The organism is Bartonella sp. CR84HXZ, assembly GCF_042194535.1.
Lineage (GTDB): Bacteria > Pseudomonadota > Alphaproteobacteria > Rhizobiales > Rhizobiaceae > Bartonella > Bartonella grahamii.
In genome coordinates this window covers 34,477-55,856 of record NZ_JBHIMY010000014.1, presented here as the reverse complement: position 1 = coordinate 55,856, position 21,380 = coordinate 34,477, and the positions used below count along the sequence as shown (strand labels likewise).

The 21,380-nt window shown below is 37.3% G+C and carries 13 protein-coding genes and 1 pseudogene; 7 read left to right on the top strand and 7 right to left on the bottom strand.

Annotation, left to right across the window (positions count from 1 at the left end; all coding sequences use genetic code 11):
* Positions 1-6: 6 nt before the first annotated feature.
* From ACFIKD_RS07010 to ACFIKD_RS06995, 4 genes are all read left to right on the top strand, one after another.
* Positions 7-225: a hypothetical protein gene (locus ACFIKD_RS07010; protein ID WP_012755083.1), complete on the top strand. Its 219-nt coding sequence runs from the start codon at positions 7-9 to the stop codon at positions 223-225.
* Positions 226-233: 8 nt separating this feature from the next.
* A complete protein-coding gene (locus ACFIKD_RS07005; protein WP_208438613.1) occupies positions 234-1,271 on the top strand; it encodes a tyrosine-type recombinase/integrase in 1,038 nt (345 codons plus the stop codon).
* 928 nt (positions 1,272-2,199) lie between these two features.
* Positions 2,200-3,414: an NADP-dependent isocitrate dehydrogenase gene (locus tag ACFIKD_RS07000; protein ID WP_375635881.1), complete on the top strand. Its 1,215-nt coding sequence runs from the start codon at positions 2,200-2,202 to the stop codon at positions 3,412-3,414.
* 121 nt (positions 3,415-3,535) lie between these two features.
* The gene (locus tag ACFIKD_RS06995; protein ID WP_375635880.1) at positions 3,536-4,963 is read left to right on the top strand and encodes an MFS transporter; all 1,428 of its coding nucleotides are present in this window, start codon (positions 3,536-3,538) and stop codon (positions 4,961-4,963) included.
* Positions 4,964-5,006: 43 nt separating this feature from the next.
* Here the strand turns inward: ACFIKD_RS06995 and ACFIKD_RS06990 are convergent, their stop codons facing one another.
* The 7 genes and pseudogenes from ACFIKD_RS06990 to ssb form a co-directional block, all read right to left on the bottom strand.
* Positions 5,007-6,206 carry an MFS transporter gene (locus tag ACFIKD_RS06990; RefSeq protein WP_375635879.1) on the bottom strand — a complete coding sequence of 400 codons (1,200 nt, stop codon included), beginning with the start codon at positions 6,204-6,206 and terminating at the stop codon, positions 5,007-5,009.
* A 1,297-nt stretch (positions 6,207-7,503) separates the two neighbouring features.
* Positions 7,504-8,622 (bottom strand): tRNA guanosine(34) transglycosylase Tgt, encoded by a 1,119-nt coding sequence (gene tgt / locus ACFIKD_RS06985; RefSeq protein WP_375635878.1) that lies wholly within the window; start codon positions 8,620-8,622, stop codon positions 7,504-7,506.
* A 1,445-nt stretch (positions 8,623-10,067) separates the two neighbouring features.
* Positions 10,068-10,580, bottom strand: a complete 513-nt coding sequence (locus ACFIKD_RS06980; protein WP_015856522.1) for a peptidylprolyl isomerase — start codon at positions 10,578-10,580, stop codon at positions 10,068-10,070.
* 18 nt (positions 10,581-10,598) lie between these two features.
* Positions 10,599-11,192: a peptidylprolyl isomerase gene (locus ACFIKD_RS06975; RefSeq protein WP_375647584.1), complete on the bottom strand. Its 594-nt coding sequence runs from the start codon at positions 11,190-11,192 to the stop codon at positions 10,599-10,601.
* Positions 11,182-11,701 (bottom strand): annotated as a pseudogene (coaD, locus tag ACFIKD_RS06970) (pantetheine-phosphate adenylyltransferase). The gene ACFIKD_RS06975 and the pseudogene coaD overlap by 11 nt, the downstream one beginning before the upstream one ends.
* A gap of 24 nt (positions 11,702-11,725) precedes the next feature.
* On the bottom strand, positions 11,726-14,509 hold the full coding sequence (gene gyrA / locus ACFIKD_RS06965) for a DNA gyrase subunit A (protein ID WP_375635875.1): 2,784 nt from the start codon (positions 14,507-14,509) through the stop codon (positions 11,726-11,728).
* A gap of 228 nt (positions 14,510-14,737) precedes the next feature.
* Positions 14,738-15,244: a single-stranded DNA-binding protein gene (ssb, locus tag ACFIKD_RS06960; protein WP_375633841.1), complete on the bottom strand. Its 507-nt coding sequence runs from the start codon at positions 15,242-15,244 to the stop codon at positions 14,738-14,740.
* 332 nt (positions 15,245-15,576) lie between these two features.
* Between ssb and uvrA the strand changes: the two genes are divergently transcribed.
* From uvrA to glnA, 3 genes are all read left to right on the top strand, one after another.
* Positions 15,577-18,492, top strand: coding sequence for an excinuclease ABC subunit UvrA (gene uvrA / locus ACFIKD_RS06955; RefSeq protein WP_375635874.1), 2,916 nt, complete (start codon positions 15,577-15,579; stop codon positions 18,490-18,492).
* Between the two features lie 1,028 nt (positions 18,493-19,520).
* Complete coding sequence (locus ACFIKD_RS06950; RefSeq protein WP_015856528.1) at positions 19,521-19,859, top strand: P-II family nitrogen regulator; 339 nt, start codon at positions 19,521-19,523, stop codon at positions 19,857-19,859.
* A gap of 59 nt (positions 19,860-19,918) precedes the next feature.
* Positions 19,919-21,328 (top strand): type I glutamate--ammonia ligase, encoded by a 1,410-nt coding sequence (glnA, locus tag ACFIKD_RS06945; RefSeq protein ID WP_375647582.1) that lies wholly within the window; start codon positions 19,919-19,921, stop codon positions 21,326-21,328.
* Positions 21,329-21,380: the final 52 nt, after the last annotated feature.

The following is a 21,380-nucleotide window of genomic DNA, read 5'->3' as shown; positions in this document are numbered from 1 at the left end:
AAAGATATGGCGCCTCGTCCAGCTGCTATAACGCAACCAGCCATTGCACGCGCTTTAAGAGAAGCTAAAAAACAAGGATGTGAACTCGTAGAAATCAAACCTACCGGTGAACTGCTTATCTATCTTAAATCCGATATCCCAATACCAAATTCAGTTAACCACCCAGACAAACTTTTAGATTTGTCAAAGAATGAATATTACGAAACCGCGCTCTCTAAGATGTAAAATTGCTTATGCCAAAACCACGCCCCCCTCATCTTGTCAAAGAAGTCACACGCCATGGTAAAATTATATGGTATGTACGTATTGGTCATGGACCACGTATTAGAATACGCGGTACCTATGGAACGCAAGAGTTTGTTGACAACTACAAAAGCGCACTTGCCGAGTTACAAGGACTTATACTTCCTAAATCCAAAACCGGTAAACTTGTTGAAGGGTCATTTGCATGGCTGCTTAAACAATACTTTAACAGCTCCAATTGGCATAGCCTTTCTAAAGTCACCCAAAAACAAAAAGAACTCATCCTTATGAAGGTATGTGATACCATAGGAAATATTCCATACCAAGCAATTGAAAAGAAACATATCATAGCCGGTGTTGAACGGCGTAAAGAAACACCAGCAATGGCTAGAAACTTCCTGAAAGCCCTTAATGGACTTTTTAATTGGGCAATTGATCAAGGTCTTTTGGAAAATAATCCAGCTTTAGGAATAAAAAGACCACCCCTCAAAAACAAAGAGGGATTTCCTGTTTGGACAGAAGAAGATGTCGAAAAATATTATCAAAGATGGCATCATGGTACCCATGAACGTGTCTGGATTGATGTTCTTTTATATACGGGCTTGCGTCGTGGTGATGCCGTACGAATTGGTTGGAAAGATGTCAAAGATAATATCATTCACCTCAAAACAGAAAAAAGTAAATTCCAAACAGATGTTTTTCTTCCTATTTTACCGGAACTAGCAAAAACACTTGAAATTGGTCCTATTGGAGAAAAAACATTCATCTGTAGTAAAATGAATCAAAAATTCACCAAAGAAGGCTTTGGGAATGCATTTAGAGACGCTTGTAATGCGGCTGGAATTAAAAAATCAGCCCATGGATTAAGAAAATTAGCAGCAACACGCGCAGCTAACTCTGGTGCAACAGTATCACAACTCAAAGCAATTTTTGGCTGGACAGAAGATCAAATGGCATCTCTTTATACAAAGAGCGCAGATCGTAAAAGACTAGCTCTTGAAGCTATAAAAAAGCTCCAAAAAAGTTAGGGATAGAGACAAAAAAAACGTAATAGAATCAAAATTCATTAATTCCCTTATATTCTATATAATTTTTTGATTTTATTTACTCTATACCCGCCCCTTGGGCGTACCATCATCTTTTTTTCTATGTGTAATACATTCATTTTATTCGTATTTTTAAAAATGAGGAATGCATAAATAAAAACGAGGGAATAAGATTTTTAAAGGGATCTCTTCGTAAAAAAGATACAAGAATCATTAGATAACTGATTTCTTTGTTGCATTTCGAGGATAGTGTTTTACTGCGCACAGTTAATAACAATAAAAATCGATAAAATATAAAAATTAGAGGGTTCTAGCTCGTGATCCGGTGAGTTTATAAGCCATATTCTTGCGTATACCGTTAATTTTTAAATTAAAACCAGCCACATCATTTATACGTTTCTTCCAACCTTCAAAACTGAAATTTACCCCAAAACGCATTTTATATGAAGCATTTCTAATTACAGTGCCTGTGCATCACATTAAACTTTTCTATAAACAAGCAGACCGTAATCTTAGAATTGAAATGCGATATAAAAATAGATTCTTATTCACCTAACACAACAAATCAAGAAACTATAATTTAGAATACGATCAACTTATTAAATGGAAACTCTGATAATAAAAATGCATAATCCCTGCCCCCAGTGATCTAACTACCTTATCTATTAAACAGATTCTTCATCAATCATAGAATAATTATAGATTTGCAAACACATCACTTCTTTTCAAAAAACTTCTATTCAAAAATTAAACCCTCCAACAAAATTTACACTCTATTGATAATATATTCTAAAAATTGATAATATATTCTAAAAGCTCATATTTGAATGCTTTTTTCCCTTGTTTTTACTTTTCATTATAAACTTGAAAGTGCTATAAAGTAGTATCGCTTAAAAAAAAAGGACTTCTAATGGCAAAGATCAAAATAGAAAACCCCGTTGTTGAACTTGATGGGGATGAAATGACCCGTATCATCTGGAAATATATCAAAGATAAATTAATCCATCCCTATCTCGACATTGATCTCAAATATTATGATCTTTCCGTCGAAAATCGTGATGCAACCAATGATCAGGTAACAATCGATTCTGCCAATGCTATCAAAAAATATGGGGTTGGTATAAAATGTGCAACCATCACACCTGATGAGGCACGCGTTAAAGAATTTAACCTAAAAAAAATGTGGAAATCACCTAATGGCACAATTCGCAATATTTTAGGAGGAGTCATTTTTCGCGAACCCATTATCTGTAAAAACGTCCCTCGCCTTGTTCCTAACTGGACAAAGCCAATTATTATCGGACGTCACGCTTTTGGTGATCAGTACAAGGCAACAGATTTTAAATTTCCAGGAAAAGGGAAATTAAGTATTAAATTTGTAGGTGATGACAATCAAGTTATTGAACATGATGTTTTTGATGCCCCAAGCGCAGGGGTTGCTATGGCTATGTATAACCTTGACGAGTCAATTCGTGATTTTGCCCGCGCATCCTTTAATTATGGACTACAACGGAATGTTCCAGTTTATCTTTCAACAAAAAATACCATTCTAAAAACTTACGATGGTCGTTTTAAAGATATCTTTCAAGAAATATTTGATACGGAATTTAAAACTGAATTTGAAAACCGTAAATTATATTACGAACACCGCCTCATTGATGATATGGTTGCTTCTGCACTTAAATGGTCAGGGGGCTATGTATGGGCATGTAAAAACTATGATGGTGATGTTCAATCTGATATTGTTGCTCAAGGCTTTGGTTCCCTTGGTCTCATGACCTCTGTTCTTATGACACCAGATGGTAAAATTGTTGAAGCAGAAGCAGCACACGGCACAGTAACACGCCATTACCGTCAGCATCAAAGAGGCGAAGAAACATCAACAAATTCTATCGCATCTATTTTCGCATGGACACGTGGACTGGCGCACCGTGCTAAACTAGATAACAACGAGAAATTAAAAAACTTCGCCAAAACATTAGAAGAAGTTTGTATTAAGACCGTTGAAGAAGGTTTTATGACCAAAGATCTCGCGCTTTTGATTGGACCTAAACAAAAATGGCTTTCTACAACAGGTTTTCTTGATAAAATTGATGAAAATCTTAAAAAAGCTGTGAACAATTAAGTTATCACTTCATTTAAATTCCAAAGCTCTACGAAAGGAGGGCTTTGAATCTTTTCTTGGCAAATTCAGATAACTGCCTTATAAATAAAAAAGGTCAACTCTTTACTGAATAGCAAAAACAGTGAAAAAAAAAAGCTGGTCTGCACTTTTATTAGGTAAAAATGGTATTCGCTTTTTAACGTTTATAGGCGGTGTAGTGTTGCACGCTACTAACGTTTATGTAGTTATTACTATTTTACCCTCTCTTATGAGTGATCTTGGCGATGGACTGTATTATTCTTGGGTGGCAACTGTTTTTATTACAGCGTCGCTCCTTGGGACTTCGCTTGCAACAAAAATATTAGAGAAAACAGGTCCTCGCAAAGCTTATGTGATCTCTGGTTTTATTTTTACTTTTGGTACCTTCATATGTGCTACAGCTTCGGCTATGCCATTATTTTTAATAGGGCGCTTTATTCAAGGATTTGGAAGCGGCTCTTTACTATCCCTATCCTATTCTATGGTGCGTCTTGTTTTTAGTCCATCTGTATGGTCACATGCATTGAGTATCATCTCTGGAATGTGGGGAATATCAACCTTGTTAGGACCAGCTATCGGTGGCATTTCTGTACATTATGGCGTATGGAGAGCATCCTTTTGGGTTATCGGCATATTAGCGATAATCTTCTTGCTCATAGCTCTTAAAGTTTTACCAAAAGAAAATGAAAGAGAGATTCCAACATCCCCTTTTCCTCTCCTACAACTCTCCATACTCATCTTATTAATTTTTATTATTTCTGCTGGTAGTGCTATAAATACCACAATTGCGCAAATTTGCGGATTAGTTATTGGATTAACCCTTTTCTTTGTTCTAGCAAAGATCGAATCATCCACACTTCATCCCATGTTACCGCATAAATCCTTTTCCTTCTCTTCTGAGTTTTTTTCTATTTATGCATTGATACTCGTTATGACGACAGTCGTGTATAGCGTAGAGCTTTATTTTCCACTTTTTCTTCAAGAGCTTCATGGACAAGCCCCACTTATTGCTGGTTATATAGCGTCACTCATGAGCTTAGGCTGGACATGCGGTTCTCTATCAAGTGCTGGTATATCCGCAAAAAAAGTTCGCAGCATTATTGTGTATTCCCCCATATTAAGCCTTTTCGGTATAAGCAGTCTTTTATGGCTCATTCCAATAAAAGATTCTACATCTGAACATATTTTTATCATTTGCTTAGCATTGTTTTCTATCGGGATTAGCGCAGGCATAGCGTGGCCGCATTTGTTAACACGGATCTTACAATGTGCAAACAATGAAGATACTCTACGTGCTAGCGAATCCCTTACCTCTGTACAGCTATTTTCAGCCGCGTTAAGTGCAACACTTGCAGGAACAATCACCAATTTTGCTGGTCTCTTTAATCCTGGAGGAATAGTAGGAATGATTTCAGCCGCCAAGACTCTTCTTGTCGTACTCATCGGTCTTTTATTTTGTCTTGGTATTCCATTTGCTCTACGCGTTTCCTATCGCATATTAAAAAACCCAACAGGACAATCAAATAACTAAATAAATAAAAAAATATTTTTTCTCTTAATAGTTAAAAGAAATGTTAAGTATGCTTCTCCATATACCATGAGACGCAAAAAATCATTAATCCACACAAAGTCAGAACACTTCCTAAAATAGCTGTATATTCATAACTATAGCCCAATTTTAAAACTAATGCTCCAGATTCTGCACCAAGAGCGTTGGCAATATTAAAAGCAGACTGCATTAATGCTCCTGCCAAAATCTGTCCCTGTAGTGCAACATCCATAATTTTTGTTTGTATAGAAGGCATAGCAGCAAAAGAAGTCCCAACAAAAAAGCATCCTACTGCCGCTGTTAACGGAGCATAGGATAAAAAGAAAAAAAGAAAAAAAACAAATACGCTCCAAAGCATAGAAAAAAATATCATCGGCGAAATACCAATTTTAACAGCTAATTTAGGCCCCAAGAGATTTCCTACCACCATTCCCAATCCAACTAGCGGCATGATAAATGGTACCCACTCAAGTGAAACACCAGAAATATGCATTAATGTTGACTTGATATAAGTGAAAACAGAAAATAATCCTGACGCTCCCACCGAAACCATAAACAAAAGAAGCCATACCTGCTTTTGCTTTAATGCACCCATTTCGTGCAAAGGATTCGTTTTTGGAAAACTTAAATCACAAGGCAAAAAATTCCAAATAAGCAAACAACATAATAAAGCAATCATACCAACAAGGACAAAAGCAATCTGCCAACCAATAAGTTGACCAATCCAAGTAGCACTGGGTGCTCCCAAAACGGTTGCAATTGTTAAGCCAAGCATAACATATCCAACAGCTTTAGAACGTTCTTTCATTTCTACCATTGAAGAGGCAACCATAGCCGCAAGTCCAAAATAGATTCCATGGGGAAGTCCACTGAGAAAGCGTAATACTACTAATATGCTAAAATCAGAAACAAAGGCACTAGCAATATTTGCTAAAGCATAAAAAAGCATCAATCCTATCAAAACAGTTTTGCGTGATACCTGAGCTGTTGCCACAGCTAAAAGAGGTGCTCCAATCACAACCCCTAATGCATAAGCAGAAATATATTGACCAGCGGTAGGAATATCAACATATGAACTTCGTGCCATCTCTGGCAGTAGCCCCATTGCAACAAACTCTGCAGTACCAATAGCAAAACTCCCCACGGCAAGAGCTAAAATTATTAAACGCCGTATTCTCGAATCAATTCCCAATGCAAGAACTTTTTGTTTATAAGAATCCCTCATATCATCACTTCTGGATAAGAGTTTTAACTGTAGATATCTGTAATATACACAAACAAAAATTCAAAACATTGTTATACGCATGCCCAATAGTCCCCAATAAAGTTTTAGAAATATTTTGATATATAAAGCATTTTATGGAGTTTTAAGTAAGTTCTTTAACGGAAAATCTTTGAAAACCTCAAAGTTATAGATGTATTCACCTATTTTTATCGAATCTGCCAGATAATAAAATTTGTCTCCTCTTTTCAGCAGTTCCGATTTTACAGTAAAACCTTTATTTTGCAACGATATCCTATACCCTATAAATAATTCTAAAATTTGTCGAATAATGCACTTCAAACAAGTGAACCACATCTCATCATTATCTTGATACAAAAATAAAACTTCTCACAAAATTATTGTTGCATTATTTTTGTTATCTAAATGCAAATCATCCAAATTGATAAGCTATAATTTCAACTTTACGCCATTCTTATAAATTATTATAGAATCCTTTAAAAACTCTCATGATAATAGTGCTTGGTTTCTAGATTTATTAAATATCCTCTTTTAGGCAGCTTTACCCCTCCCTCCTCTAACAGAGGAATCGCATCAGATATCTAACTCATTATCTTTAAATTAAAATATTCACGTAAATATATATGCTTATTTTCAGATAAATTCTATAAACAGAGCAGAAAACAAATATAATAAGTTTTATTTTAATATATTTATCGATATTTTATAAATATGGTAATTATCGTGATTAATGTTTAAATTTTTATGACATAACAATTTTTTTATTTTATATATTAATAATATTATATAAATCTATTGTAAGTAATACTTATATTAAGATATTAAAATAATGAAAACTTAAAATATACAATTATAATATTTAAAATGTTATAATCTTAGCTTAGTTTTCTTTTAATTTTCTAAAATTTATCTATACGGTTGTATATAACCCATTCTTTACCTTTAGTAATAAAAAACACAAATTAGCTCATAAAAATACAATTTTCATACTTCTTTAAGAGTTCGCTAACGCCTCATTAACATTGTTGCTTTAAACAGTCATCAGAAACAGAAATAAACTGTTTTTCTCCGGATCAGGTAGCGCGTACCGGAGTAACAGTTTCTGTTTTATATAGTAATTAGAAAAAGAATATATGCCCTATAAAACCGCACTGCTATATCTTAGGATAGTGGAATTTATAATTTTGGAAGGTGTTTCTAATTTCATATTTTTAGCTAAATTTGTAAGTGCAAGAATAAATTCAATAAAAAAATGAAACGTTATATTACGATTAATATTTTAGCGTCCTTGTGCCCATAGCGCACGAGTTTCAGCGCAAAAATCAGCATAACAGCCTTCTTCAATGGCATCACGAATTCCCTGCATCAGTTGTTGATAATAAAAAAGATTATTCCAAGTCAACAACATACCCCCAAGAGATTCACCAGATTTGATCAAATGATGCAAATAAGCACAACTATAATCATGTGCTGCTGGACAAAGTGACTGCGAATCAAGAGGATGTGGATCTTCTGCATAACGCGCATTACGCAAATTAATTCTACCAAAGCGGGTAAAAGCTAAACCATGACGTCCTGCACGCGTCGGCATAACACAATCAAACATATCAACACCACGAGCAACACTTTGTAAAATATCATCAGGTGTTCCTACTCCCATAAGATAGCGTGGTTTATCCTCTGGTAAAATCGGACAAGTAGTATCCAATACTGCTGTCATAACACTCTGCGGCTCACCAACAGCAAGCCCTCCAATAGCGTAACCTTTTAAATCCATTTCTTTTAATGCTTGAGCAGAACGTTCACGCAGTTTCATATTATCACCACCTTGAACAATCCCAAACAATGCTTTATCTGGCTGATCTCCAAAAGCTGTTTTACAACGCTGCGCCCACCGCAATGAAAGTTCCATAGCTTCTTCCATTTCTTTTTCAGTTGCAGGTAATGCAATACATTGATCTAACTGCATCTGGATATCCGCACCAAGAAGTTCTTGAATTTCGATAGAACGCTCTGGACTCATTTCATAGTAAGCTCCATTAATGTAAGAGCGAAAAATCACACCTTGTTCAGTAATTTTACGGATTCCCGCCAATGACATAACCTGAAAGCCACCAGAATCGGTTAAAATAGGTCCACTCCAGCGTGAAAATTCATGTAATCCTCCCAAACGCGCAACACGTTCAGCTCCTGGACGTAACATTAAATGATAAGTATTCCCTAAAATGATATCTGCACCAAGATCACGTATCTGATCCATATACATAGCCTTAACGGTTCCCGCCGTTCCAACAGGCATAAATGCGGGTGTACGAACACATCCTCGCCCCGTTATAATTTCGCCTCGACGTGCATACCCATCTTGAGCAATTTTTCTATAATGAAATGTCTTTATCATAACTCTCGTCTTTTTGATTCCATCAATGCATATCTCTATAGAAAGAAAAAAGGTATCCCCTTACGAGCATTGTCATAAGCTTTATGAATTAATTTTTGATTCGCTCAATATTGTAACCAGCATAAAAAATTAAACGAGATAAAAGAACATTTCTTGTTAAGAAATCACCATAATAAAGTGATAATCTAGCTCCAGAAAAATAGTAAAATCTTTATAATATCATACCTCAAAATACCTACGCTTAACGCACTAAATCCTTAATAGAACTGCAAAATTATTATCACAATAATCTCATCTTCACATACTTCCATAAGCAGTAACTTTGTACGCATAGAAGAAAAATCTGAACGCATTGTACAGCTTACAATATTCTTTACTTTTACAGATAAAAATTTTTCATCTACTGGGCACGGCGATCCTCACGCTTAATAAAAGCGCAAATGAGCATAATCATTTATCCCCTCACAATATTGAGATAATTCACAAAAAAAATTAACGTGTAATAAAAACACTTAAAAAAACTAAAAATGCTTTTTGTAAAGATTCTCAAATACCAAAAACTCTATCGTAACATTAGAGGCTGAAAAAGCGTATGATGGTACCCGCTCTTGCTCCTTCACAAGCTTTAAAGATGGTAGTGCATAATAGATTTATACTATTATAGCTTTAAAACTATAAACGCCATAAACGTCATTGTGGAAGTGAATGTTGATATGCACTGAGAAATGCTTCTTAAAAACACGTAAATATGCAACATAAGTATATTCCGTTTGGAACGTTCCTCTATTAAAAAGCGAGAAAAATAAAAGCGTAAGGCTATGCATAACCTTCATTATTTAAATGATATTGCTTTAGATACTTTTTAAAAAAGTAAAGCTGAATTAAAAAGGAGATGGCAAGACTAGCCATTTGTTTCACCTCTGCGCCTTTATATTCTTCTAAGATTAAACTGTTTTCTTGTTTTAAAGATTACACCAATGATATATAATATAAAAGCTGTTTTCCTACCTTGCTAGGAAAACTGGAGCAGCTAGTAAGGCTCTTATCCGTATTAATATGTGTTTCAAACATGCTGCTACATTAGGATTGGATGTTGATTTACAAGCAGCAACAAAAGCACACGCTCTCTCAGGAAAGTAACATCATAAAACCATTAATAGACCGACAATGAATTGAAGAGAAATGCCGAATTTTTTATAAAACACTTTTCCAAACAACAACCATAACACAACAGACTTTGCGTTTTCTTATTCTGACAGGTGTTTGTACAAATCCTTTGCATTATACTCTTCAGAAAGATCCGATTGAAGGAAATATATGGACAATTCTTAGCTCGAAATTATAAAAGGTAAGCGTGATACTACAAAAAAGTTTTGTGTGCCTTTATTGATCAGAAAAGAGTATTTTTTCTTAGAAACTTACAATTGAAATCAGTATAATTTACACTATTTTGCATCCGCAGCAATAACGGCTTTGGTAATTGAATCTGGATCTGCAACAGGTTCACCACGTTTAATTTTATCAACATTTTCCATACCTTCAACAACCTGCCCCCATATGGAATATTGACGATCAAGCCACGGAGCATCTGCAAAACAAATAAAAAACTGAGAATTAGCAGAATTTGGATTCTGACTACGTGCCATAGAAACTGTACCACGCTTATGAGAAAGATTTGAAAACTCTGCTGTTAAATTTGGTTTTTCTGCCCCCCCCATACCCGCACGTGATAAATTGAATTTTTCACTATCCTTCTTTCCAAATTGCACATCCCCAGTTTGCGCCATAAAACCATCAATAACGCGATGGAAAATAACATTATCATAAGCACCTTCACGTACCAGTTCTTTAATACGTGCAACATGACAAGGCGCTAAATCAGCCAAAAGCTCAATAACAACTCTGCCCTTTGTTGTTTCAAGAATTAAAGTATTCTCTGGATTTTTATTCTCAGCCATATGGAAAGCTCCTTTGATTCATTTCTCAACTTGTAAAGTAGCCGCATTAATAACATCAGGATTTTTTACAGATCCATTATTGCTTGTCGTACCTTTTTTTATTTTATCAACAACAGCCATCCCCTTTATAACCTCTCCAACAACCGTATACTGACCATTTAAAAAAGCAGCATCATCAAAACAAATGAAGAATTGAGAATTCGCGGAATCCGGATCTTGTGACCGTGCCATCCCAACAGTACCACGCTTAAACGGCTGCTTTGAAAACTCTGCCGGTATATTGGGATAATTTGAGCCACCCATACCAACGCGTTTCAGATCAAAATCTCTACTGCCTTTTTTTCCAAACTTTACATCACCAGTTTGTGCCATGAAATTAGGAATAACGCGATGAAATACAACATTATTATAGGCCCCCTCTTCTGTTAATCTTTTAATTTGCACAACATGTTTTGGCGCCAAATCAGGACGCAGACGAATAATGACATCACCATCTTTGAGAGATAAAACAAGAAGGCTTGCATCACTCGCTGGACTAGAATTACCGGCGACAGCGGACAATGAAAAAAAACAAAACACACATAACAAAACAGCAAAAATTCTACGAGACACAATTATTCTCCCCTAAAAGATTGGAATTTCGAGCTCAAAGCTTGTGCAATATTGGGCGGTACAAATGGTGTTACATCACCTCCCATAGAGGCAATTTGGCGTACCAATGTAGAAGTTATTGCACGCCCAGAAACGCTTGCCGGCAAAAAAACAGTTTGCAATTCAGGAGCCATAACGCCATTCATCCCTGCCATTTGCATTTCATAATCAAGATCAGTACCATCACGCAATCCACGAATGAGAAATGAAGCACCAACTTCACGCGCCTTCTCAATTAGAAGGTTGCTAAAGGAAAGAACCTGCAATCGATTAGAATCCGCACCAAAAAAGTCTTTCCCTACCTGCGTAATGAAATCAACACGCTCTTCAAAGCTAAAGAGTGTTTTTTTGTCAGCCTGTATCCCTATAGCGACGACCACCTTATCAGCTAACACAAAACACCCTTTCAAAACATCAAGATGACCATTTGTAAGAGGATCAAAAGAACCTGCGTAAAGAGCAATTTTCATGATTTTACTCCATCCTCTTCAAAATTATTTTTCTTCGCTCATATCAACTGTATCAGAATGCTTCTCACCTTCATCATCTAATGAACTCGTATCATCTTCAGGTTCAGAAATACGTTCAACCGATACGACTCTTTCACCTTTGGCTGTATTAAAAATTGTGACTCCCTTAGTTGAGCGCCCAGCAGTACGAATTCCCTCAACAGGAACACGAATAAGCTGTCCTCCATCTGATACCAACATAATTTGATCTTGCGCCTTCACCGGAAAAGCCGCTACTAATTTACCAATTTCAGCTGTTTTAGATGGATCCGTTGCACGAATCCCTTTTCCGCCACGTCCGGAAATCCGGAACTCATAGGACGAAGAGCGTTTACCATAACCAAACTCACTCACCGTCAAAAGCATTTGTTCACGTGCATGAAGTTCTGTATAACGTTCATCTGTTAACTCTGTTTCAGCACCCCCATCTTCCTCATCAAGAGTTACAATATCTTCAACATCAGCATCTGCACCAGAAGCACGCCGTTCATTCATTACACGTTTAATATAAGCAGAACGCTCAATGGACGTCGCCTCGACATGCTCCAAAATTGTCATCGAAATGACTTTATCGCCTTTAGCTAAATTGATACCACGAACTCCCACAGAATTACGCCCAGCAAAGACACGAACATCAACAACTGGAAAACGGATACATTGTCCATTAGCTGTTGTTAGAACAACATCATCATGTTCTGTACAGGTTTCAACAGAAAGAATTTCATCTTCTTCATCAAGTTTCATTGCAATTTTACCATTACGATTAACTTGAATGAAATCTGATAATTTATTACGACGCACAGTTCCACGTGTCGTCGCAAACATAACATCCAATGCACTCCAGCTCGCTTCATCTTCAGGCAAAGGCATAATCGTTGTAATACGCTCACCTTGTTGTAAGGGAAGCATATTGATCAAAGCCCGCCCACGCGATTGGGGTGTCCCCAGCGGCAATCGCCAAACTTTTTCCTTATAAACAATCCCACGTGATGAAAAGAAAAGAACCGGAGTATGCGTATTGGCAACAAACAATCGCGTTACAAAATCCTCATCCTTCGTGGACATACCAGAACGCCCCTTACCACCACGTCGCTGTGCACGATAGGTATTAAGAGGCACACGTTTAATATAGCCACTATGACTCACCGTTACCACCATATCCTCTGGTGCGATCAGATCTTCACTCTCCATCTCAGCGCTACCAAAACCAAATACGGTACGTCGCGGCGTTGCAAATTCCTCACGAAGAGCACTCAACTCATTCTTAACAATACACATAATGCGTACGCGTGATGCCAAGATATCAAGATAGTCAGCGATATCCACGCCAATTTTATTCAATTCATCAGCGATTTCATCACGCCCAAGGGCTGTCAATCGTTGCAAACGCAATTCTAAAATAGCACGCGCCTGTTCTTCAGAGAGATTATAAGTACCATCCTCATGAATAATATGACGAGGATCATCAATAAGTTTAATCAAAGGCGCGACATCCATTGCTGGCCAGCGTCGCTCCATTAACTGTGCACGTGCTGTCTGCGGATCAGGAGCTTTGCGAATAAGTGCTATAATTTCATCAATATTGGCAACAGCAAGGGCAAGACCAACCAAAACATGTGCTCGCTCACGCGCTTTACGCAAAAGATATTTTGTTCGCCGACTGACAACTTCTTCCCGAAATGAAACAAATGCACGAAGCATATCAAGCAACGTCATCTGTTCGGGTTTCCCCCCATTCAAAGCAACCATATTACAACCAAAGGAAGTTTGTAGCGGCGTATACCGATATAATTGGTTTAAAACAACTTCCGCAACGACATCTTTCTTTAGCTCAATAACAACCCGATACCCATCACGATCAGATTCGTCACGCAAATCAGAGATTCCCTCAATGCGTTTATCGCGCACCAATTCGGCCATTTTCTCAATCATCGTTGCCTTATTAACTTGATAAGGGATCTCACTCACAATAATTGCTTGTCGACCACTGCGAATTTCTTCGATCTCAACTTTAGCACGCATAATGATTGAGCCACGCCCTGTTTCATAAGCTGCACGAACACCAGAATGGCCGAGGATAATGCCTCCTGTAGGAAAATCCGGACCAGGAATAATTTCAATTATTTTATCGAGTGTGATATCGGGATTGTCAATCAAAGCGATACAACCATCAACGATTTCACCAAGATTATGGGGAGGAATATTGGTCGCCATTCCCACAGCAATCCCCCCTGACCCATTAACCAAAAGATTGGGAAAACGCGCTGGTAAGACAACCGGTTCACGCTCACGCCCATCGTAATTATCCTGAAAATCAACAGTATCTTTATCGATATCAGCTAAAAGTTCTTCTGAAACTTTTTCTAAACGACACTCAGTATAGCGCATGGCCGCGGGTGGATCACCATCAACGGAACCAAAATTTCCTTGACCATCAATCAATGGATTTCTTAAAGAAAAGTCCTGCGCCATACGCACTAAAGCATCATAAATTGAAGCATCACCATGGGGATGGAATTTCCCCATAACCTCACCAACAACACCAGCAGATTTACGATATGACTTATTGAAAGAAAGCCCCATCTCATTCATAGCATGAAGGATACGTCGATGAACAGGCTTAAGACCATCACGAACATCAGGGAGTGCACGTGAAACAATCACGCTCATCGCATAATCGAGATAGGAGCGTTGCATTTCATCAATAATACTGATTGGTTCAATACCGGTTAGCACATCACGTTCTGGGTGTGGAGTAAGATCGGTCACAATTTTAAAACTTTCAAAAAAGAATCATTTCACTTTATTTATATCGAAAAATACACCAAAATGCTAATTTCTCCCCCATGACAAAAAAGAAATTTAACAATATTTTTCAATATGTTATTAATTTATGTTAAAATTACCAATAATAATCAACAATTTCCACTTCGCTAAACTTCAAAAATCTGAAACAAACAAATCATAAAGTAATCATAATACGACAAATAAAGACTCTTAAAAAGGTACGTCATCATCTAATTTGTGTGAAAAATTTTCTCCCAATTGATTATTATTTTGACCAAACGTATTTCTCTGATTTGAGTTACTATCGGCAAAGCCACCACTATAACTCCCCCCTTGACTTGCTCCTTGCTCCCCGCCCGCGGCTCCCCGCCCATCAAGCATTTGTAATTCGCCACGGTACTTTTGCAAAACAACCTCTGTTGTATAACGGTCATTTCCATTTTGATCTTGCCATTTTCGTGTCTGTAACTGCCCCTCAATGTAAATTTTGCTGCCTTTTTTTAAATATTGCTCTGCAACTTTGACAAGGTTTTCATTAAAAATAACAATATTATGCCACTCAGTGCGTTCTTTTCGCTCATTTGTATTCCGATCACGCCAACTTTCTGAAGTAGCAATACGCAAATTTGCCACTTGGTCACCAGAATTCAAACGGCGGATTTCAGGATCCGCACCAAGATTACCAATCAAAATAACTTTATTAAGGCTACCAGCCATCGCATAAACTCCAAAATTTTAATTCGTAAAATACTCTGTTTTATAACAGTTATAACCATCTCGACCTTCAATTTACATGTCTGCAATTGACCTTCAATATGGATATTGCTATCCTTTCCCAATATTGTATCCGTGTAATTATAACAAAAGATGATAAAGACGCATAGTTTATTCCACCACGAGAGAATAAAAAGCTGCTTATTTGTATTTTTCTTTTCACAAAACTTATACCTTCCTTTAACATTAAAGCAGTTAAACACATTGTAATTCTAAAAAACAGTTTTATTCCATTTTAGGCGCTCAGTTTTTGTCACATATGCCAAGGATAAAATATGACTTATCAAAAATATATCTCCATTCGCGGTGCACGTGAGCATAACCTTAAAAATATTGATCTCGATCTGCCTCGTGACAAACTTATTGTTATAACAGGACTTTCCGGATCAGGAAAATCATCCTTAGCTTTTGATACAATTTACGCTGAAGGACAACGCCGCTATGTCGAAAGCCTTTCAGCCTATGCACGCCAATTTTTGGAAGTCATGCAAAAACCCGACGTAGACCGCATAGACGGTCTCTCTCCAGCTATCTCCATTGAACAAAAAACAACCAGTCGCAATCCTCGTTCAACGGTAGGTACCGTTACTGAAATCCACGACTACATGCGTCTTCTCTTTGCACGTATTGGTATTCCTCATTCTCCAGCGACAGGACTTCCTATTGAAAGCCAGACCGTAAGCCAAATGGTGGATCAAATTATGTCCTTACCAGAAGGAACACGAATTTTTATTATGGCACCCTTGGTGCGAGGACGAAAGGGAGAATATAAAAAAGAGCTAATAGAACTTTTAAAAAGAGGATTTCAACGAGCTAAAGTTGATGGCGAATTTTATGAAATCCCTGACATTCCACCTCTTGATAAAAAGTATAAACATGACATAGATGTCGTGGTAGACCGCATTGTTGTACAAAAGGATATCACCTCTCGCTTGGCTGATAGTATAGAAACCTGTTTACAACTAGCAAATGGACTTGCCATAGCTGAAATGGCAGACCAACCTTTGACACAAAAAGAAACGACAAAAGAATCTGCTCATAAATCAAAAAATGATACACACAAACGGCTCATTTTCTCAGAAAAGTTTTCCTGCCCTATATCTGGTTTTTCTATTCCTGAAATTGAACCTCGCCTTTTTTCGTTCAATAATCCTTTTGGGGCCTGTCCTCTCTGCGATGGATTGGGTATCAAAAAGGCAGTGGATCCACTAAAAATTGTGCCAAATAAAAATCTTACCCTAAAGAATGGAGCTATTGCTCCTTGGGCTAAATCGGATTCACTTTATTATAGACAAACCTTAGAAGCATTAGGAAAAGCTTACGGTTTCAAACTCACAGATCAATGGTGTGAACTCTCTAATGAAGCACAACAGGCTATTCTCTACGGTACAAAAAAAGATGAAATTTCTTTTATCTATAAAAATAATTCTGGTTCGCATAAAACGACCCAACCTTTTGAAGGAATCATCCCCAATATGGAGAGACGCTGGAAAGAAACCGATTCTGCTTGGTCTCGAGAAGAAATCGAACGTTATATGTCTTCTTCGCCTTGCCCAGCTTGTCATGGTTATCGTTTAAAACCAGAGGCACTTGCTGTAAAAATCCACGGAATGCATATTGGGCAAATATCAGATCTTTCTATTCTAAAGGCAGATGATTGGTTTGCCAATATTCATCAATATCTCACAGAAAAACAACGTAATATCGCCATACGTATTTTAAAAGAAATTCGCGAACGCTTAGCTTTTTTAAATCATGTAGGATTGGAATATCTTACCTTGTCTCGAAATTCAGGAACGCTTTCAGGTGGAGAAAGCCAACGCATTCGGTTAGCATCCCAAATTGGTTCTGGTCTTACAGGCGTTCTTTATATTTTAGATGAACCATCTATCGGTTTACACCAACGCGATAATGAACGCCTTTTGGAAATGCTGCGTCATTTACGCAATCTTGGCAATACAGTTATTGTTGTTGAACATGATGAAGATGCTATTCTCACAGCAGATTATGTTGTCGATATGGGCCCTGCCGCGGGCGTTCATGGTGGAGAAATCATAGCGCAAGGGACACCACAGGAAATTATAGAAAATTCAGCCTCTCTCACAGGGCAATACCTTTCAGGAAAAATGGCTGTTAAAATACCCGCTGAGCGACGCAAAATATCAAAAATGAAAACACTTAAAATCATCGGCGCCAAGGGAAATAACCTCAAAAATATCAATGCGAACATCCCTCTTGGAACCTTCACATGCGTAACCGGTGTTTCTGGAGGAGGAAAATCAACATTTCTTATTGAAACGCTTTTCAAAGCAGCTTCACATCATATCATGGGCTCTCATCACAGCCCTGCCAGCTATGACAAAATTGAAGGATTAGAATTTCTTGATAAAGTCATTGATATCAACCAGTCCCCCATTGGACGCACCCCACGTTCTAATCCCGCAACCTATACAGGCGCTTTTACACCGATTCGTGAGTGGTTTGCCGATCTTCCAGAATCAAAAGCCCGTGGTTATAAAGCTGGGCGTTTTTCATTTAATGTTAAAGGAGGACGTTGCGAAGCATGTCAAGGTGATGGAGTCATAAAAATTGAAATGCACTTTTTACCCGATGTCTATGTTACTTGCGATGTCTGTAAAGGAAAACGCTATAATCGAGAAACACTAGAAATAAAATTCAAAGGACAGTCTATAGCCGATATTTTGGATATGACAATTGAAAAGGCAGAGGAATTTTTCCAAGCTATTCCCGCTATTCATAATAAAATGGAAACTCTCATTAAAGTAGGATTAGGTTACATAAAAGTAGGACAGCAAGCAACCACACTTTCTGGTGGGGAAGCACAACGTGTGAAACTTGCGAAAGAACTTTCACGTAAAACAACAGGACGTACACTCTATATTTTGGATGAACCAACAACAGGTTTACATTTTCACGATATTTCCAAACTTCTTGAAGTGCTGCATGAACTAGTCGAGCAAGGCAACACAGTTATAGTCATTGAACATAACCTTGATGTTATAAAGACAGCCGACTGGATTATTGATTTAGGACCAGAAGGTGGAGATCGTGGTGGCGAAATTGTTGCAATTGGACGCCCTGAAGACATCATTAAGGTTCCCGCTTCCTATACTGGAAAATTTCTAAAAGATGTTTTACTGCGCCCCTCTCTCTATAATTCCAATTCTTAAAAACGCTTTCCATTGTAAATACAGCATACGAACAAAGCCTGTACTTTTATTGTTACCTGTAAACACCAACACCTAAATTCCAGTGGTGCAACATGTTTAAAGCAAAGACTGAAACAAGTTAGCGCTTTATAAGCTGTTTCAGTTTTCGTATTGCCCATAGGAACGCGCGCATAATTGCGTATTTATTCTCTGTTTTTTTATATCTGAAACGGCCAAACAGCCCAATTTGGAAAGAATACGAAGTTTTAAGGGGATAAATTAAGTTCCTATCTTTACATCTCCTTTTAATTTATCTTTACGATTTTCAAAGGCATCCGCAGCAGTATCTTATAATAAAGAGTGCCCATTGCTTCACGCTTTTGTTTATCGCGTTCCTTAATGGAATCACATTCCTCACGAAGAGACAAAACGCCCCAAACAAAATATATTTGCGTTGCCAATTCACACATCTGTTTTAAAGAAATATTTCTCAACGCTCTCAAGCCCATTTCACGACGGCACCTAATGCTATAATGAGAAATCCATTATTGTACACCACCATCTTTTCCAATATTTGTCTTCCCCTACTCCCTAATATTGTAAAACCTTTAGTTATCGAAAGCTTTCATAAAAAGCATTTTATTTTTTTCAAATATTTTTATCCACACACTCGTACTATTCATGATATACAAAGGCATCGTTTTGATTGATTGACGATAAAAAGATCTAAAATGAGAAAATCTTACGCTATTAGAGTTTCTCATTCAGTGTAGAAAACGTCGAATTATCATTATAAGTCAACGTATTATCTAACAAAAAAGAAACAAAACTTTTTTATTATATTATTTTAATTCTTGTACAAGAATTGTAAGATTTTTTCCAAAAAAACAGTATTTGACTTTATTCTACAAAAGAAACTCTCCTAAAAGAGTATAGAGTGTCATTATTTTCGACTTTTTGTGCACAAAGTATCTGTTGGACATCTTACAGTTGTCAATATAATGTGATGCAGTCTAAAAAGACAAAATAACGTTGGAGATAATTTCAGCATGAAAAAAATTGAAGCCATTATAAAACCTTTCAAACTTGATGAAGTGAAAGAAGCGCTTCAAAAAATTGGGTTACATGGTATTACAGTAACAGAAGCGAAAGGTTTTGGTCGTCAAAGGGAACATACAGAACTTTATCGTGGCACGAAATATGTTGTTGACTTTCTACCTAAAGTAAAGATTGAAATTGTTGTGTCCGATGAAAAACTAGAACAAACTGTTGATGCAATACGTAAAGCAGCTCAAACAAAACATATAGGAGATGGAAAGATATTTGTCTTTTCCATTGATGATGCCATTCGTATAGGCACGGACGAAACCGGTATCGATGCCCTTTAATAAATAACGAGAAAATTCACTTTTTTATCTATCTCAACGCCATATTAAGGAAATTGAATATGACAACCGCATCAGATATTATCAAACAGATTACAGACAACGAAATCCGTTTTGTTGATTTACGTTTTACTGATCCACGAGGAAAATTGCATCACATTACAATGGATATCGCAGAGATCAGCGAAGATACTTTTAGTGATGGTGTCATGTTTGATGGTTCTTCAATTGCTGGTTGGAAAACAATTAATGAATCTGACATGGTTTTAATGCCAGATCCAGAAACAGCACATATTGATCCTTTTTTTGCTCAATCTACTTTGGTCATATTTTGTAATGTACTTGATCCTGTCTCTGGTGAATTTTATCGTAGAGATCCTCGTTCTATTGCCAAAAGGGCTGAGGTTTATATGAAATCTTTAGGCATTGGAGATACAATCAATGTAGGTCCAGAAGCAGAGTTTTTTATCTTTGATGATGTGCGCTATAAAACGGAGCCTTACAATACAGGGTTTAAACTCGATTCAAGTGAACTTCCCTCCAATGATGATACGGAATATGAAACAGGCAATCTAGGACATCGCCCACGAATAAAGGGGGGCTACCTTCCTGTTCCGCCGATTGATTCCTGCCAAGATATGCGTTCTGAAATGCTCACAGCACTCAAAGATATGGGCGTACAGGTCGAAAAACACCATCACGAAGTAGCAGCAGGCCAACATGAATTGGGTATTCGTTTTGATACACTCGTTCGCGAGGCTGACAAGATGCAAATTTTTAAATATGTTGTACATCAAATAGCAAACAGTTATGGGAAAACAGCAACCTTCATGCCAAAACCAGTTTTTGGTGATAACGGCTCTGGAATGCATGTTCACATCTCCATTTGGAAAGATGGCAAACCCATTTTTGCAGGAAATGAATATGCCGGACTATCAGAAACCTGTTTATTTTTTATCGGTGGTGTTATTAAGCACGCAAAAGCAATCAATGCTTTTACCAACCCATCCACAAACTCCTATAAACGTTTAGTTCCTGGTTATGAAGCCCCTGTTCTTCTTGCCTATTCAGCACGTAATCGTTCTGCATCTTGCCGTATCCCAATGAGCTCCTCACCAAATTCAAAACGCGTAGAAGTTCGTTTTCCAGACCCAACAGCAAATCCCTATTTGGCATTTGCAGCACTTTTAATGGCTGGTCTTGATGGCATCAAAAACAAAATTCATCCCGGACATGCTATGGATAAAGATCTTTATGATCTTCCCTTAAAAGAACTCAAAGAAATCCCTACTGTTTCAGGAAGTCTGCGTGAAGCGCTTGAAGCACTTGACAAAGATCGTGGCTTTCTTAAAGCTGGCGACGTTTTTGATGATGATCAGATTAATTCCTTCATTCAAGTAAAGATGCAAGAAGTCTTGCGCTACGAAACAACACCCCATCCTGTTGAATTTGACATGTACTATTCTGTTTAAACAATCAATACGCATTCTTTTGATTTTTAAAATGGAGGCAAAAGCCTCCATT

What these genes read in the sequence shown, in the direction of transcription:
- ACFIKD_RS07010 (WP_012755083.1), top strand. Translation starts at nt 7, where the DNA reads ATGGCGCCTCGTCCAGCTGCTATAACGCAACCAGCCATTGCACGCGCT.
- ACFIKD_RS07005 (WP_208438613.1), top strand. Translation starts at nt 234, where the DNA reads ATGCCAAAACCACGCCCCCCTCATCTTGTCAAAGAAGTCACACGCCAT.
- ACFIKD_RS07000 (WP_375635881.1), top strand. Translation starts at nt 2,200, where the DNA reads ATGGCAAAGATCAAAATAGAAAACCCCGTTGTTGAACTTGATGGGGAT.
- ACFIKD_RS06990 (WP_375635879.1), bottom strand. Translation starts at nt 6,206, where the DNA reads ATGAGGGATTCTTATAAACAAAAAGTTCTTGCATTGGGAATTGATTCG.
- tgt (WP_375635878.1), bottom strand. Translation starts at nt 8,622, where the DNA reads ATGATAAAGACATTTCATTATAGAAAAATTGCTCAAGATGGGTATGCA.
- ACFIKD_RS06980 (WP_015856522.1), bottom strand. Translation starts at nt 10,580, where the DNA reads ATGGCTGAGAATAAAAATCCAGAGAATACTTTAATTCTTGAAACAACA.
- ssb (WP_375633841.1), bottom strand. Translation starts at nt 15,244, where the DNA reads ATGGCTGGTAGCCTTAATAAAGTTATTTTGATTGGTAATCTTGGTGCG.
- uvrA (WP_375635874.1), top strand. Translation starts at nt 15,577, where the DNA reads ATGACTTATCAAAAATATATCTCCATTCGCGGTGCACGTGAGCATAAC.
- ACFIKD_RS06950 (WP_015856528.1), top strand. Translation starts at nt 19,521, where the DNA reads ATGAAAAAAATTGAAGCCATTATAAAACCTTTCAAACTTGATGAAGTG.
- glnA (WP_375647582.1), top strand. Translation starts at nt 19,919, where the DNA reads ATGACAACCGCATCAGATATTATCAAACAGATTACAGACAACGAAATC.